The 15,669-nt window shown below is 44.6% G+C and carries 12 protein-coding genes and 2 pseudogenes; 10 read left to right on the forward strand and 4 right to left on the reverse strand.

The genetic code is table 11. The annotated features are described in order from the left end of the window. Positions 1 to 36 precede the first annotated feature (36 nt). Positions 37 to 909 carry a DMT family transporter gene (locus DWX28_RS16120; RefSeq protein WP_022213434.1) on the forward strand — a complete coding sequence of 291 codons (873 nt, stop codon included), beginning with the start codon at positions 37 to 39 and terminating at the stop codon, positions 907 to 909. Positions 910 to 931: 22 nt separating this feature from the next. On the opposite strand, the gene DWX28_RS16125 is transcribed toward DWX28_RS16120, so the two are convergent. Together DWX28_RS16125 and DWX28_RS16130 are read right to left on the reverse strand one after the other, a co-directional pair. Further along, a complete protein-coding gene (locus DWX28_RS16125; protein ID WP_118253868.1) occupies positions 932 to 2,110 on the reverse strand; it encodes an aminotransferase class I/II-fold pyridoxal phosphate-dependent enzyme in 1,179 nt (392 codons plus the stop codon). Then, a complete protein-coding gene (locus tag DWX28_RS16130; RefSeq protein ID WP_022213432.1) occupies positions 2,107 to 2,589 on the reverse strand; it encodes an Lrp/AsnC family transcriptional regulator in 483 nt (160 codons plus the stop codon). The genes DWX28_RS16125 and DWX28_RS16130 overlap by 4 nt, the downstream gene beginning before the upstream one ends. 234 nt (positions 2,590 to 2,823) lie before the next feature. Here DWX28_RS16130 and DWX28_RS16135 point away from each other — a divergent pair. Beyond that, positions 2,824 to 3,978, forward strand: a pseudogene (locus DWX28_RS16135) (FprA family A-type flavoprotein); the annotation flags it as partial. Between the two features lie 129 nt (positions 3,979 to 4,107). Here DWX28_RS16135 and DWX28_RS16140 read toward each other — a convergent pair. After that, positions 4,108 to 5,775 carry an alpha-glucosidase gene (locus DWX28_RS16140; protein WP_022213430.1) on the reverse strand — a complete coding sequence of 556 codons (1,668 nt, stop codon included), beginning with the start codon at positions 5,773 to 5,775 and terminating at the stop codon, positions 4,108 to 4,110. Positions 5,776 to 6,132: 357 nt separating this feature from the next. On the opposite strand from DWX28_RS16140, the gene feoB reads away from it, so the two are divergent. Continuing rightward, entirely contained in the window at positions 6,133 to 8,496 is a 2,364-nt protein-coding gene (gene feoB, locus DWX28_RS16145) for a ferrous iron transport protein B (RefSeq protein WP_118253871.1), read from the forward strand. 33 nt (positions 8,497 to 8,529) lie between these two features. Here the strand turns inward: feoB and DWX28_RS16150 are convergent, their stop codons facing one another. Next, entirely contained in the window at positions 8,530 to 9,621 is a 1,092-nt protein-coding gene (locus DWX28_RS16150; protein WP_118253874.1) for an FtsW/RodA/SpoVE family cell cycle protein, read from the reverse strand. Between the two features lie 181 nt (positions 9,622 to 9,802). Here DWX28_RS16150 and DWX28_RS16155 point away from each other — a divergent pair, with 181 nt between their 5' ends. The 7 genes and pseudogenes from DWX28_RS16155 to DWX28_RS16185 all read left to right on the forward strand — a co-directional run bounded on the left by DWX28_RS16155 (position 9,803) and on the right by DWX28_RS16185 (position 15,609). Beyond that, entirely contained in the window at positions 9,803 to 10,624 is an 822-nt protein-coding gene (locus DWX28_RS16155) for a MerR family transcriptional regulator (RefSeq protein ID WP_022213427.1), read from the forward strand. Positions 10,625 to 10,668: 44 nt separating this feature from the next. Beyond that, positions 10,669 to 11,352 (forward strand): DNA alkylation repair protein, encoded by a 684-nt coding sequence (locus tag DWX28_RS16160; protein WP_173907019.1) that lies wholly within the window; start codon positions 10,669 to 10,671, stop codon positions 11,350 to 11,352. Between the two features lie 102 nt (positions 11,353 to 11,454). After that, positions 11,455 to 12,447, forward strand: coding sequence for an aldo/keto reductase (locus DWX28_RS16165; RefSeq protein WP_304650845.1), 993 nt, complete (start codon positions 11,455 to 11,457; stop codon positions 12,445 to 12,447). Between the two features lie 69 nt (positions 12,448 to 12,516). After that, positions 12,517 to 12,642, forward strand: a pseudogene (locus DWX28_RS16170) (sporulation transcriptional regulator SpoIIID); the annotation flags it as partial. A gap of 55 nt (positions 12,643 to 12,697) precedes the next feature. Continuing rightward, entirely contained in the window at positions 12,698 to 13,075 is a 378-nt protein-coding gene (locus DWX28_RS16175) for a TnpV protein (RefSeq protein ID WP_008707145.1), read from the forward strand. A gap of 130 nt (positions 13,076 to 13,205) precedes the next feature. Further along, positions 13,206 to 13,574 (forward strand): BlaI/MecI/CopY family transcriptional regulator, encoded by a 369-nt coding sequence (locus DWX28_RS16180; RefSeq protein ID WP_008707144.1) that lies wholly within the window; start codon positions 13,206 to 13,208, stop codon positions 13,572 to 13,574. Between the two features lie 25 nt (positions 13,575 to 13,599). Continuing rightward, complete coding sequence (locus DWX28_RS16185) at positions 13,600 to 15,609, forward strand: M56 family metallopeptidase (protein WP_081018946.1); 2,010 nt, start codon at positions 13,600 to 13,602, stop codon at positions 15,607 to 15,609. Positions 15,610 to 15,669 lie beyond the last annotated feature (60 nt).

Raw genomic sequence — 15,669 nt, forward strand, 5'->3', positions numbered from 1 at the left:
GAAACACTGGAAAAGAGAAAGGTATGGTGAAATCATATGAAACAGGAAAATTATATAAAGGGAATGGTCATGATCATTCTGTCGGCATTTTTCTTTGCCTGCATGAATGTCAGTGTCCGGCTGGCGGGTGATCTTCCTTCCGTTCAGAAGAGCTTCTTCCGAAATCTGGTAGCGGCTTTTTTTGCGGTTATTATCCTGGCAAAAAATCATGTTGTGCCGAAGGTACAGAAAGCATACTGGGGTCCGCTGATCATGCGATGTACATTTGGAACTCTGGGAATCCTGTGTAACTATTACGCGATCGATCATCTGCTTGTTGCAGACGCATCTATCCTGAACAAACTGTCCCCGTTCTTTGCAATTATCTTTTCATTTCTGATTCTGAAAGAAAAGATCACGCCGGTACAGGGGGCCTGCGTATTCCTGGCATTTATAGGATGCCTGTTTGTTGTGAAGCCGGGATTTCAGAATACGGCTTTGATCCCGGCACTGATCGGAGTCTGCGGGGGACTTGGCGCAGGAATCGCGTATACGATGGTCCGTGTACTTGGAACACATGGGATCAAGGGACCGATTATTGTATTTTATTTTTCTGTGTGTTCCTGCCTGTTTGTGCTTCCGTATCTGATTTTTAATTATGTCCCGATGACAGTTACACAGCTTGGAACGCTTCTGATGGCAGGTCTGTTTGCAGCAGGAGGCCAGTTTACGATCACGGCGGCGTATAGTTATGCACCAGCGGGCAAGATATCGATCTTTGATTACTCACAGATCATATTTGCAACACTTCTTGGATTTTTCCTTTTTGGCGAAATTCCGGACAAATACAGCTTTATAGGATATGGACTGATCATTCTGGCATCGCTTGGAATGTTCGTATATAACATGAGAGCAGCAAAGAAAAATTAATTCTTTGCTGCTCCTGTTATTTTTATGAGTGTTTTTCTCTGCGTAATTTCTCGATAAAGTTCTGAAGATGTGACATGGCAAGCTTCAGATTCTCGAGAGAGTAAGCGTAGGAAATACGGATGTATCCTTCGCCACATTTACCAAATGCGGATCCCGGAATAACAGCTACGTGTTCTTCACGAAGAAGTCTTTCGGCAAATTCTTCAGAAGTCAGACCGAATTCCTTGATTGACGGGAAAACATAAAAAGCACCAAAAGGTTCGAAACATTCCAGTCCCATCTCGCGGAAAGCGTGCATCAGGTAACGGCGGCGGCCATTGTAAGCCTCACGCATTTCCTGTACAGCTGATTCACCATTGCGGAGTGCTTCGATCGCTGCATACTGGCTGGTAGTCGGTGCAGACATGATTCCGAACTGGTGAAGTTTGGTCATCTGTTTGATAAGTTCAGCAGGTCCGCATGCATATCCAAGACGCCATCCAGTCATGGCGAAAGTCTTGGAAAAACCGTTCAGAAGGAGTGTACGCTCTTTCATTCCCGGAAGGCTTGCGATGGAAACATGCGGCTCATCGTAATAAGTCAGTTCTGCATAGATCTCGTCAGATACTACGATGAGATCATTCTCGATCACAACCTGGGCGATTTCTTCCAGTTCTTTACGTGGCATGATGGAACCGGTCGGGTTGTTCGGGAATGGCATGACCAGGATCTTGGTACGGTCAGTGATCGCTGCGCGCAGATCATCTGCGGTCAGGCGGAATTCGTTCTCAGCTTTGAGGTCGATAAATTTCGCCACGCCGTCTGCCATGACAGCACATGGCTCGTATGCAACGAAGGATGGCTGCGGGATCAGGACTTCATCTCCAGGTTCCAGCATGGCGCGCATGGAGAGGTCGATCGCCTCACTGCCGCCTACGGTTACAAGGATTTCACTCTTGGGATCGTAGGAAACTTTGTATTTGTTCTGTACATATTTGCTGATCTCCTGACGGAGTTCCAGGAGTCCGGCATTGGAAGTGTAGTATGTCCGGCCTTTTTCCAGGCTGTAGATACCCTCATCACGGATATGCCATGGAGTATCAAAATCAGGTTCGCCGACACCGAGAGAGATTACGTCATCCATTTCACTTACGATGTCAAAAAATTTACGTATTCCAGATGGCTGGATGGCTGCCACCTTGTCTGCTACAAGTTTTCTCAAGGTGTCACCAGCATCCTTTCGTCTTTGATTTTCTGATCGAAGATCGTACCGTGGTCTTTGTATTTCTTCAGGATGAAGTGGGTTGCGGTACTTAAGACAGAATCCAGTGTGGACAGTTTGTCTGTTACGAACTGGGAAACTTCTTTGAGGGTTTTGCCTTCGAGAATGACCATCAGATCGTAGCCGCCTGAGATCAGATATACGGAACGGACTTCCGGATATTTGTAGATACGTTCTGCGATGGAATCAAATCCCTGGCCACGCTGTGGTGTTACACGCACTTCAATCAGTGCAGTGACCATTTCGGAGCTGGTCTTGTCCCAGTCGATCATGGTGTGGTAGCCGCAGATGATTTTTTCTTCTTCCATCTTGCGGATCTCATTTTCGACAACATCTGGTTCTGTGCCAAGCAGAATGGCGATCTCTTTGGAATCCATTTTGCTGTTTTTTTCAAGATAACTTAATATTTGTTTTCTCAAGATTATTTCCTCCAAAACTAAAATCACATAATCTGTTCCGGGATATTTCCGGAGATTATTTCTATCATACCACGTTCGACGGATTTTTTACAGTAAAAACGGGAAAAATACGAAGAGAGTTGAAATTGGATAAAAAAAGTAAAGTATTCAACTAAAAGTGTTTCTTTTCCAGAAAAAGGATGCTATAATAGGAGAAACAATGAAATGACAAAAGTCAAGGAGGCAGAAATTACAATGCAGATTACGAATGATATCTTATATGTAGGTGTAAATGATCACCAGGTAGACCTGTTTGAAGGTCAGTATGATGTGCCGAATGGAATGGCATACAACTCTTATGTGATCAAGGATGAGAAGATCGCAGTTATGGATACTGTTGATGCAAACTTCACAAAGGAATGGCTCGATAACATCGCAGCAGTTCTGGATGGCGCGAAGCCGGATTACCTGGTAGTTCAGCATATGGAGCCGGACCACGCAGCAAATATCGAGAACTTTATGAATACATATCCGGATACAACGATCGTGGCAAATACCAAGACTTTTGGCATGATGAAGAACTTCTTCAGAAACCTGGATCTTGAGGGAAGAACTCTTGAAGTTGGAAATGGTGAGTCCCTGACCCTTGGCAGACATGTGCTTACTTTCGTGTTTGCTCCGATGGTACACTGGCCGGAAGTTATGGTAACTTACGACAGTACAGACAAAGTTCTGTTTTCTGCTGACGGATTTGGTAAATTCGGCGCACTTGATGTAGAGGAAGACTGGGACTGCGAAGCACGCCGTTATTATATCGGTATCGTCGGCAAATATGGTCCGCAGGTTCAGAAGCTTCTCAAAGTGGCTGCAACTCTGGATATCCAGATCATCTGCCCTCTGCACGGACCGGTCCTGACTGAGAATCTGGGACATTATATTGAGAAATATGATATCTGGTCTTCTTATAAAGTAGAAGATGAGGGTGTTGTGATCGCATATACATCCGTTTATGGAAATACTAAGAAAGCTGTTGAAATCCTGGCTGAGAAACTGAAAGAAAAAGGCTGCCCGAAGGTTACTGTATTTGACCTTGCCAGAGATGACATGGCAGAGGCAGTTGAGGAGGCATTCCGCTACGGTAAACTGGTTCTTGCAACCATTACCTACAATGCAGATATCTTCCCATTCATGAAGACATACATCGATCATCTGACAGAGAGAAGCTACCAGAACCGAACTATCGGTCTGATCGAGAACGGAAGCTGGGCTCCGAATGCAGCCAAAGTTATGCAGGCGAAATTCGAGAAGAGCAAGAATATCACCTGGCTGGGCAACACAGTCAAGATCATGTCTTCCTTAAGTGATGAAAATATCGAAGAACTGGACAAGATGGCAGAAGAACTCTGCAAATAAAAAATGCCCAGATACTAAAGAAGCCCCTGCGAAGTAAGGAAAACTTCGCGGGGGCTTTTTTAATTACTGGAGTTGCCTGAAGAAAGAAAAGATAATAAATAAACAAGCAATATTAAGGGGGTAATATTAAAGCTCCAGGATCAAAACCTGATAATTGTCAAGTGTTACAGTATTTCCGCTTACAGATACTTCCGGGTAGTTGTTGAGAAGTACTTTTTTGTATGCAGATGGAAGGACTGCACTCTGTGGTTCTTTCTGGAAGTTTCCGAGAACCAGGAGAGTTTTGTCGCCTTTTCGATAATAGGACATCAGATTGTGTTGTTCCTCAAGGTAAGGGATCAGTTTACCGTAAACGATGGTTTCTTTGTATTCTGGGTCTTTGCGCAGAGCGATCAGTGCTTTGTAGAAAGAGAATAAAGAATCCGGGTCATTTACCTGAGCTTCTACATTGATGTCTTTGTAGTTCGGGTTTACAGGAAGCCATGGAGTACCTTTGGAAAATCCTGCGTTTTCGGTGGTATCCCACTGAACCGGTGTACGGGCATTGTCACGGCTGTATCTGGAGACACAGGCGAGAGCTTCTTTTTCGGTGCAGCCGGCGTCCAGGGCTACATGATATTCATCGATGGAACTGATATCATCCACCTGGTCAATAGAAGTGAATGTCAGGTTTTCCATACCGATCTCCTGTCCCTGATAGATGAACGGCAGTCCGCGGAGCATGAAGTACATGGCAGCCAGGAATTTCTTGCTCTGGAGAGAAAGATCTCCGTCAGGAATGTAGTGGCTGACACCGCGCGGCTCGTCGTGGTTTTCGATGATATTGGACAGATATCCGATATCGCCGATACGTTTCTGAGAGTGGAAACAGCATTCCTTGTAATCTTCCGGTGTGATCTCTTTGTGGTCGTACCATCCGTTCGGACTTCCACCGAATACGGTCGTGGAGAAATCAAACATACTGGAAAAATATCCGTTGCTTCCGATGAAATCAGGAAGTTCTTCTTCCTTTTCATTGAAAACCTCACCTACAGAAAAAGCATCGTGTGGTTTGAAAGTATGGTCACGCATCTCGCCGAGGAATTCTCCGACACCGGTTGCATCCTCAAGCATATAGTGGATACTGGAAAGTCCGTCCGGGCGGTCAACCGGGTAATCTTTGAATGGAAGTTTTTTCTTGATATTGATGATCGCGTCAATACGGAATCCACTGACTCCACGGTCAAGCCACCAGTTGATGTTTTTGTAAACTTCCTCGCGTACTTCCGGGTTTTCCCAGTTAAGATCAGGCTGTTTTTTGTGGAAGACGTGGAGATACTGTTTGTCCGGATGTCCCGGGAGCGGTTCCCAGACTGAGCCTCCGAAATAACTTCTCCAGTTGCACGGGAGTTCTCCCTCTTTGCGGTCTTCGATGTAGAAGAAGTTTCCGTATTTTCCATCCGGATCCTCACAGGCTTTTTTGAACCATTCGTGTTCATCAGAGCAGTGGTTTACAACCAGGTCCAGGATGATGTACATATCGCGTTTTTTTGCTTCGGCAAGAAGATGGTCCATATCTTCGAGAGTTCCGAATGCAGGGTTGATGTCATAGTAATCCGAAATATCATATCCCTGATCTGCAAAAGGAGATGGATAACATGGAGAGATCCAGATAATATCCACACCGAGGTCTTTGAGATAATCTAATTTCTGTATAATTCCCGGAATGTCACCGATTCCGTCATTGTTTGAATCATAAAAACTTTTTGGGTAGATCTGATAGGCTACTTTGTCCTGCCACCATTTACGTTCCATAAGAAATTCCTCCTTAAATTCTGTACTTTATTATAATGGTCAGAATGAAAAAAATCTTATGAGAATCTGACCAAAAACTACGATATTTTGACTTTTTACAGAATAACTATTGACAAATATTCTCATTTAGCATACGGTTAGTTCATACGTACTGAGAAAAAGTATCATTACTGTTCGCTTCGCTCACAGTAATTTGGTCAAAATGCATTCCAAATCACCTTCGGTGATGGCATTTTGCCCCGTATGTCTCGGGATTTTGCCATATTCATGGCAAAACACCTCGCAGGATATTTCCTGTGAACAGTAATAAATATCAATAAAAACTAAAGAACAGAGGAAAGAAGAGGAAAGCAGATTATGACATCATTAAGAGAACTGCCGATCGGGAAAACCGCGACGATTCGCTCTGTCGGTGGCGAGGGGGCTTTGCGACAGCACTTTCTGGACATGGGTCTGATTCCGAAGGGTGATGTGACCATGGTGAAATATGCACCGATGGGAGACCCGATGGAACTTCGTATCCACAGTTATGAACTGACACTGCGTCTTGCAGATGCGGAAAAGATTGAGATTGAAAATATCCGTGATGCAAAAGAAACGAAACAGAAGCCAACGCCTTTGCAGAAGAAAGCAGCCGAGGCGATGCCGCATCCGGGACTTGGCGAGGGTGGAAAGTTCCATGAAAAGAAGGATGAACATCCACTGCCGGATCATGTACCATTGACATTTGCACTGGCGGGAAACCAGAACTGTGGCAAGACGACGCTGTTTAACCAGCTTACAGGATCAAGCCAGCATGTGGGAAACTTTCCGGGTGTTACGGTAGACCGTAAGGATGGAATGATCCGTGGCAAAAGCAATACACTGGTAACAGACCTTCCGGGAATTTATTCCATGTCACCGTATTCCAGCGAAGAGATCGTAACGAGGAATTTTGTCCTGGATGAGCACCCGAAGGGAATCATCAATATCGTTGATGCTACTAATATAGAAAGAAACCTTTATCTGACCATGCAGCTGATGGAGCTGGATGTGCCGATGGTCCTTGCATTGAACATGATGGACGAGGTGAGACAGAATGGAGGCTCTGTTCTGGTTAATCACATGGAGGAAATGCTTGGAATTCCGGTCATACCGATCTCGGCAGCCAAGAACGAGGGTATTGACGAACTGGTAGAGCATGCGCTTCACGTTGCGAAATACCAGGAGAAACCACGGATCATAGATTTCTGTGATGCAAATGAAGACGGAGGCGCTGTTCATCGATGCCTTCATGCAATCATGCATCTGATCGAGGATCATGCACAGGCAGCAGGAATCCCGGTCCGTTTTGCAGCGGCAAAGCTGGCAGAGGGAGATCAGCTGATCATGGACAGCCTGAAGCTGGATCAGAATGAGAAGGAAACTCTGGAACACATCATAAAGCAGATGGAAAAAGAACGTGGACTCGATCGGGCGGCGGCGATCGCACATATGCGGTTTGATTTTATTGAGAGAGTCTGTGATGAAACGGTTGTCAAACCAAAAGAGAGTAAGGAACATCTTCGCAGTATGAAGATCGACCGGATTCTGACCGGCAAATATACAGCGATCCCGTGTTTCGTGGGAATCATGGGACTTGTGTTTTTCCTGACATTCAGTGTGATCGGAGCATTTCTCCAGAATCTGCTGGATATGGGGATCACGGCACTTGGAGGTATGGTGGACCGTTGGATGACGGCAGCGAATGTGAGCGATGTCATTCATTCTCTTGTGATCGATGGTGTGTTTAACGGAGTGGGAAGTGTCTTGAGTTTCCTTCCTGTTATCGTGACGTTGTTTTTCTTCCTCTCGCTTCTGGAGGACAGTGGATATATGGCGCGGGTTGCGTTTGTGATGGACAAACTGCTTCGTAAGATCGGGCTTTCCGGCAGGAGCATCGTTCCGATGCTGGTCGGTTTTGGATGTACCGTACCGGGAGTTATGGCGAGCCGTACACTTCCGTCAGAGCGTGACCGTAAAATGACGATCATGCTGACACCGTTTATGAGCTGTTCTGCGAAGCTTCCGATCTATGCATTTTTTACAGTGGCGTTTTTCCCGGAACATGGAGCGATCGTGATGATCGCACTGTATTTTGGAGGAATCGTGATGGGAATCCTGATGGCACTTCTGATGCGCCGGACACTGTTCAGTGGAGAGGCGGTTCCGTTTGTTATGGAACTTCCGAACTATCGTATGCCGGGAGCAAAGAATGTCGGACATCTTCTCTGGGATAAGGCAAAAGATTTCCTGCAGAGAGCATTTACAGTTATTTTCGTCGCAACGCTTGTGATCTGGTTTCTGCAGACATTCAATGCGCATCTCAGCATTGTGGAGGATTCCAAAGACAGCATTCTTGCCATGGTGGCAAGTGTAGCGGCACCGATCTTCAGACCGATGGGATTTGGTGACTGGAGGATCTCCACAGCACTGATCACAGGATTTATGGCAAAGGAAAGTGTTGTTTCCACACTGTCTGTTCTGTTTGGAAATACAGCGACACTGCTTTCCTGTATTACACCGCTCTCAGCAGCAAGCCTTCTGGTGTTCTGTCTTCTGTATACACCATGTGTGGCAGCGATCGCTTCTATAAAGAGAGAACTTGGTGGCAAATGGGCAGTTGGTGTTGTGATCGGGCAATGCGTGATCGCATGGCTGGCAGCGTTTGTGGTCTATCTTGTGGGAGGATTTTTCTTCTAAAAGACATTAGTTGGTTATCTTTACATATAAGATTTATCTGCGGTGATGACTGACGTTCAGGGCAAGCCCCATTTCACCGAGAAGGAATACAATGGAAGTTCCTCCGTAACTGATGAAGGGGAGGGTGATCCCTGTGTTGGGGATCGTGTTGGTGACAACGGCGATGTTCAGGATGACCTGGATCGCCAGATGTCCCATGATCCCGGCAGAGAGAAGCGCACCGGAAAGGTCTGTACTGTGCATGGAGATCACACAGAGCCGCCACAGGAGCAGACCAAAAACAAGGATCAGGAGAATGGCTCCGGTGAGACCGAGTTCTTCGCAGATAATCGAATAGATCATATCATTCTGGGCTTCGGGTACGAAGCCCAGTTTTTGTATACTGTTACCCAGTCCCCGTCCAAAAAGCCCGCCGCTTCCGATTGCGTAAAGTCCCTGGATCGTCTGGAAGCCTTTTTCATATTTTTCAGGATCCCGCCAGATCGCAAGGCGCTCCAGACGGTAACTTTCTGCAGCAAGAAAAATGGCGATAAATCCAATGCCTGCACCGCCGAGAGCGATGAACTGGAGATAATGAGGTGACGATGCAAAAATCAGAATGACACCAATTCCGAGAATGATGATCGCGGTACTTAAGTTGTTGGAACCGACCAGGCCGACAATGGGAAGCAGGGTAAACATCGTCCGGCACATGAACCAGAATCCGTCCGTCTTTTTGCGGGAGCGATCGATCTGCCAGGTCAGAAAAAGGACAACAGCGACTTTGGCAAATTCGGATGGCTGGAAAGAAAGAGGACCGAGATTCAGCCAGCGCCTGGAACCGTTGATCTCCTGTCCAAAGAGAAGCACGGCTGTTGAAAGAAGCATGGAAAGAAGATATGCTGCAGGGGCGAGCCGGACAAAAAAGTGATAATCTATACTGGAAACAAAATACATAGCACTCAGCCCGAGCGCAGAGGCAAAGAGCTGTTTTTTGAAGTAATAGGCAGAGTCATGGAAACGGACTCTGCCATTGTATTCGCTGGCACTGAGAAGAATGACAAGACCAAAAACAGTCAGGAGGATCACCAGGGTTAGCATGGTCATATCCATCCGGGAAGAAGCTTTTTGTTTGTCCCTTGGCATGACAGACTCCGAAAAGGCTTTTATCTAAAGATATAAAGAAAACAGGAAAAATATACCTTAGGGATTGTACGAAAGAGAGGCTTTTTATATTCTGCGAGGGGATTGACATGGTATGAGACGCGGTATATCATGTGCAAAAAGGGTAACAACAGTAAGAAAAAATCTGAAAACGAGGGACATTATGCAGGATAAAAAACTGCTCCAGATCGGAGAGGTGGCAAAAATTTTTCATGTCAGCATGGGGACTTTACGCCATTATGAGCAGGAAGGACTTCTGGAACCGGAGTATGTGGATGAAAAAACAGGCTATCGTTATTATGGAGTCCGTCAGCTTGAAGTGCTGAATACGATCCGTTATCTGCGGGTGCTGGATCTGCCGCTTTCGGAGATCGCGGAGTTTCTACATGACAGAGACACACAGGTGATGGAGGAGAAGTTGGTCCGGCAGAAAGAGATCATCGAGAAAAAAAGACAGGAGTTGGATATCATTGCAGGGAAGATCGACCACCGCCTGGAACAGCTTCGGGATGCGGTGAGTTCAGAACTGGATCAGATAAAAATGGTCTGTACACCGAAATGCAGGATCGCATGGATGAAAGATTCCCTGAAGCCGGAATCGTATCTTGATCTGGAAACTGCCATCCGCCGTCTGCAGAAAGGGCAGAAGGAGCCGCTGGCATTCTTGGGCAAAGTTGGCGTGGGGATTTCAGAAGAAAAAATAAAGAAGGACGATTTTCAAAGTTATGACCTTGTTTTTCTGAGACTTGATGAGGAAGATATTTACGAAGGAAAAACGGAGATTTTTCCAGAACAGAAATGCGTATCGATCCGTTTCTGCGGAGGGCACAATGCGGCACCGCAGTATTACAGGAAACTTCTGGAGTACATACGGGAACGGGGCCTTAAGATCGCCGGATTTTCCAGGGAGATCACGCTGATCGATTATGGAATGACGAATGATACGGACAAGTTTGTGACGGAGATCAGGATTCCGGTTGTGTGAGAGAGGAATACAGATAAAAATACAGAATTTGGGGAGACAGTGAAATGCTGGATATTGAGAAATTAGAGGAACAGTTATTTGAAATGCAGGATTTGAAGTACAGGGATTTCCACAGTAAACTTCTGCCGGGGATCGATAAGGAAACCCTGATAGGGATCCGTACACCGATGCTGCGTAAATTTGCCAAAGAATTTGCAAAGACACCGGAGGCAGAAGAATTTCTGCAGGTCCTTCCACACCGATATTATGAAGAAAATAACATGCATATGATGATCGTGACAGGGATCAAAGATTACGAAACCTGTCTTGCCGAAGTGAAGAAGTTTCTTCCATATATAAATAACTGGGCGACCTGTGACCTGCCAGCACCGAAATGTTTTGCGAAGCACAGAGAAGAACTTCTGCCGGAGATCAGAAGCTGGATCGCCTCCGGTGAAACTTATACGATCCGTTATGGGATCGGTCTGCTGATGAGTTTTTATCTGGACGAGGCTTTTGAACCGGAATACCTGGAACTTGCAGCAGGAGTCCGTTCGGAAGAATATTATGTAAACATGATGATCGCCTGGTATCTTGCCACAGCTCTGGCAAAACAATGGGAAGCGACCATTCCCTATCTGGAAGAACGGCGTCTCCCGGAATGGGTACACAGGAAGACAATCCAGAAAGCCGTCGAAAGCTACCGGATAACACCGGAACAGAAGGTATATCTGAAGAGCCTGAGATGAATCATGTGAATCGAGTGAAAACTTCTTGACTTCAAGTGTACTTGAAGTGATAATCTTCTATAAAAGCAATAAAATATATGCGCATATTGGGAGGTAAAAATCATGTACACTGCATCAAAAGACAGATATACAACTATGGAATACAGTCACTGCGGGAACAGTGGGCTGATGCTGCCGAAGGTGTCACTGGGGTTGTGGCATAATTTTGGGGATACTGCGAATTTCGAAAATATGAAGCAGCTTTGTTTTACAGCATTTGATAATGGGATCACACAGTTTGATCTGGCGAATAATTATGGACCGGAGCCGGGAAGTGCGGAGAAGAATTTTGGCAAGATCCTTAAGGAAGACCTGGGAATTTACCGTGATGAGCTGATCATTACGACAAAAGCCGGTTATGAAATGTGGGATGGCCCTTACGGAAACTGGGGGAGCCGCAAGTATCTTCTTGCGAGCCTGGACCAGAGCCTGAAACGTATGGGACTGGAATATGTGGATATTTTTTATCATCACAGAATGGATCCGGATACCCCGCTGGAGGAAACAATGGGAGCACTGGCAAGTGCTGTTCAGAGCGGTAAGGCACTTTATGTCGGACTTTCCAACTACGATGGCAAAACACTCAGTGAGGCGGTTGCCATCCTCAAAGACCTGCGCTGCCCGTTTGTGATCAACCAGAACCGTTATTCTATCTTTGACAGAACGGTAGAAAAGAACGGACTTAAGAAAACAACCGGCATCCTCAAGAAAGGACTCATCACATTCAGCCCGCTTGCGCAGGGACAGCTCACTGACCGTTATCTGAATGGCATTCCGGAAGACAGCCGTATCCGTACAGACGGAAGATTCCTTAAGGAAAGCGCTCTTGACGAACACAGACTTGATCAGATCCGTAAGTTGAACGATCTGGCAGCACAGCGTGGCGAGAAACTTGCAGACATGGCTCTTGGATGGCTCCTTCAGCAGAAGGAAGTGACCAGTGTACTGATCGGTGCATCCAAACCGCAGCAGATCCTTGACAATGTAAAAGCGATCAGCTGTGCACCATTTACGAAAGAAGAACTGAAGCTGATCGATGAGATCTCACTGAATTAAAAGAATAAGGAATGTTTACAAGAATCCCCCGCATACACTATAAAAACAGTGTCTTCGGGGGATTTTCCTTTGAAAGATTATATTGAAGAGCGGGCAGTGGAAGTAGCATGTTACATAATTGAGACCAGGGCAACGGTGCGGCAGGCGGCGAAAAAATTTGGGATAAGCAAGAGTACGGTGCATATGGAAGTAACAATATAGAACGGTTCGTTTGGGTAATAGAATAAGAAAAACCAAGGAGGAACGAACCATGAAGGATTTGAAAACAAGAATTACGGAGAATGGCATTGATTATGTACTTGTCGGGGATTATTATATCCCAGACTTGAAGCTGCCGGAGGAAAAGCGATCTATCGGTAAGTGGGGACGAATGCACAGGGAGTATCTGAAAAAGCAGTGCTACGGTAGATATTCCAGTTTACTGCTGACCGGAAAACTTTGGAGCTATCTGGAGGATTTGGACGAACAAGCGGAGGAACGGTTTACGTGTATTGTTGATCAGATGAAAGCGGCTGAGGGAGTGACGGAGGAATTGAAGCGGAAAGATGCTATGCTTTGGGTACAACGGTGTAATAATATTAGAAACAGAGCAGAAGAAATTGTACTGAACGAAATGGTTTATATTTAGTATGGAGCAGTCAGCCGAAAGGCTGGCTGTTTTTCTTTTCCTAGCGACAGAAAATGATTGACAATGTTATAAGACTGTGGTAGTCTGAAAACAAGAACAGACTACTGTAGTCTTATAGGAGGCGAAACAAGTGACAGAGGAAAATATCAAACTTTTTGATTCGGAATTAAAGGTAATGGATGTTCTGTGGAAGGATGGTGACGTGCCAGCGAAATATGTTGCAGATACTTTAAACAGAGAAGTAGGCTGGAATAAAAACACAACGTATACATTGATTAAGCGGTGTATCAATAAAGGCGCGATTGAACGAACGGAACCGGGATTTATGTGCCATGCGCTTATAGCAAAAGAACAGGTACAGGATCTGGAAACAGATGAACTTATTGATAAGATATATGATGGATCTGTTGACAAGTTGTTTGCGGCACTTCTTGGCAGAAAAAAACTTTCTATGGAGCAGATTAAGAACCTGAAGCAGATCGTCAGTGAATTGGAATGAGGTGATGTATATGAGCCTGCTGCAAATGAGTTTTCTGGGAACGGTTATTATTTTACTTATTGTGGTATTAAGGGCTGTGCTTATCAACAGATTACCGAAGAAAACATTTTTGATTTTATGGTGGATTGCATTAATACGGTTATTAGTTCCATTTTCCATAAAATCAGTCACAAGTATTTATTCTCTGTTGCAGAGTATTTATTCTGATATAAACCCAGTGAGAACGGCGCAAACGACAACATTTTTACCCATTCATGGGAATATGCCTGAGATAGCAAATGGATTATCAGAGGCTATGGTACAGAGAACAGAATCCATTTCGATTTTGAGTGTAATATGGCTGGCAGGTCTGTTACTTTGTTTTGGATTTTTTGCGGTTTCCTATATAAAATGTTATCGGGAATTTCGATTTTCGCTGCCTGTTGAAAATGATATTTTGGAAGCATGGAAGGAAAAACATCCACTAAAAAGGAGTCTATCCATCCGGCAGACAGAAACCATAGCTGCACCACTTTCTTATGGTGTGATTCGCCCAGTTATTTTAATGCCGAAAAATACAGAATGGAAAAATATTTATCAGCTTCGTTATGTGTTGGAACATGAATATGTGCATATCAGACGGCTTGATATGCTTACAAAGCTGATAATGATTGCTGCAGTATGCATTCATTGGTTTAATCCTCTTGTGTGGGTAATGTATATTCTTTTTAACAGAGATTTGGAATTATCCTGTGACGAAACCGTAGTCCGTAGATTTGGAATGGATATAAAGTCGGTATATGCAACTGCTTTAATATCTATGGAAGAAAAAAAGAGCGGACTGACACCATTATGTAACAGTTTCAGTAAAAATGCGATTGAAGAGAGGATAAGAGCAATTATGAAGATAAAGAAGACATCTAAGTTTGCAGTAATTATAAGTGCAGTATTGGTAATTTGCGTGACAGGTGGATTTGCAACTTCCGCATCATCCTTGGAGAAAAAGACAGAGACAGCGCAAGAAAACGGTGAAACAACAGTTGCTTTAAACGAAGTGAATATCCGGGAAGATGAATCACTTTCAAGTTCGGATGTGGAATGGTGGACAGCAGAAGAGTATGCGAAATGGCTGGACGAGGAAAAAGAAGTTCTGCAGTCTATGATTGGTGAAAAAGCTTATACAGGCGGCGACGGATGGTTTGTATGGACACAGGAAAAGGTAGATGAGACGATTGCACTTTATGAGGATAATCTTCAAAAAATAAAAGATGGGATGAAGTTGTCGAAATCATCTGATGATGCAGTGGGAATTACAATGGCATATTCTCCGGAAAATATAGAATATGCGAAGCAGGAAGCAGAAACGGTCACCGAAAATAAAGACAGTAATGAAAATGTATTCAGCGAAGAACAGCTTTCTGAATATGCAAAAGCGGGAATAACTTACCAGAAAGAAACAGGATTTCTGATGTATGATGGAAAGACCATTGGATATTTCCGGGATGAGTTTAAGCCGGGTACTTATACAATAAGTTCCAAACGTGGAGGTACGCTTCGAGTTGAAGTGCAAAGGGAAAACTATGGCACCATCACAGACGTAAAGGCAGAACCGTTATCAGATGATTTTTGGTCAGAACCGGCAGTATTGGTTGAAAGTTCCGGCGGAGAAGCTGTAACTGCAGATGAAATGAAAGGATCTGTTTTTGAAGAAGGAGGAAGTGAGAACATAGCGGCTGATGACATGGGCGAATATAGCAGTGAAGAGGGAAAAGGTCTTAATATTGCTGTTCCACAGGAGTATGCTGATTATGGAGTATCTTGTGATGCTCAAGGAAACTGGGTTTATAATGGTAAGATTATAGCAGATTTATATGATGAGGGAAGGGGAATCTTTTCTAACAGCAACGGAACTATGTACATTGAAGTAACGAGAGACAAAAGTGGAAAGATCAGCAGCTTTCAAAAAGTAAGCAAAAATAGAATGCAGGAATTATTTACTGAATTTAATCCGGAAGCGGAAACATTTGATGGATATACTTCAGAGGCGAAACATTAAGTTAACTTGTTGTGCTAGATAAAATAAAATATAAAGAAACTTCAACAAAATGTGCTATCT

This window comes from Blautia sp. AF19-10LB (assembly GCF_003461245.1).
Lineage (GTDB): Bacteria > Bacillota > Clostridia > Lachnospirales > Lachnospiraceae > Blautia_A > Blautia_A intestinihominis.

Bases quoted from the DNA above. Each gene is read 5' to 3' on its own strand.
- DWX28_RS16155 (WP_022213427.1), top strand. From the start codon at position 9,803: ATGCAGGATAAAAAACTGCTCCAGATCGGAGAGGTGGCAAAAATTTTT.
- feoB (WP_118253871.1), top strand. From the start codon at position 6,133: ATGACATCATTAAGAGAACTGCCGATCGGGAAAACCGCGACGATTCGC.
- DWX28_RS16120 (WP_022213434.1), top strand. From the start codon at position 37: ATGAAACAGGAAAATTATATAAAGGGAATGGTCATGATCATTCTGTCG.
- DWX28_RS16150 (WP_118253874.1), bottom strand. From the start codon at position 9,621: ATGCCAAGGGACAAACAAAAAGCTTCTTCCCGGATGGATATGACCATG.
- DWX28_RS16160 (WP_173907019.1), top strand. From the start codon at position 10,669: ATGCTGGATATTGAGAAATTAGAGGAACAGTTATTTGAAATGCAGGAT.
- DWX28_RS16165 (WP_304650845.1), top strand. From the start codon at position 11,455: ATGTACACTGCATCAAAAGACAGATATACAACTATGGAATACAGTCAC.
- DWX28_RS16185 (WP_081018946.1), top strand. From the start codon at position 13,600: ATGAGTTTTCTGGGAACGGTTATTATTTTACTTATTGTGGTATTAAGG.
- DWX28_RS16140 (WP_022213430.1), bottom strand. From the start codon at position 5,775: ATGGAACGTAAATGGTGGCAGGACAAAGTAGCCTATCAGATCTACCCA.
- DWX28_RS16175 (WP_008707145.1), top strand. From the start codon at position 12,698: ATGAAGGATTTGAAAACAAGAATTACGGAGAATGGCATTGATTATGTA.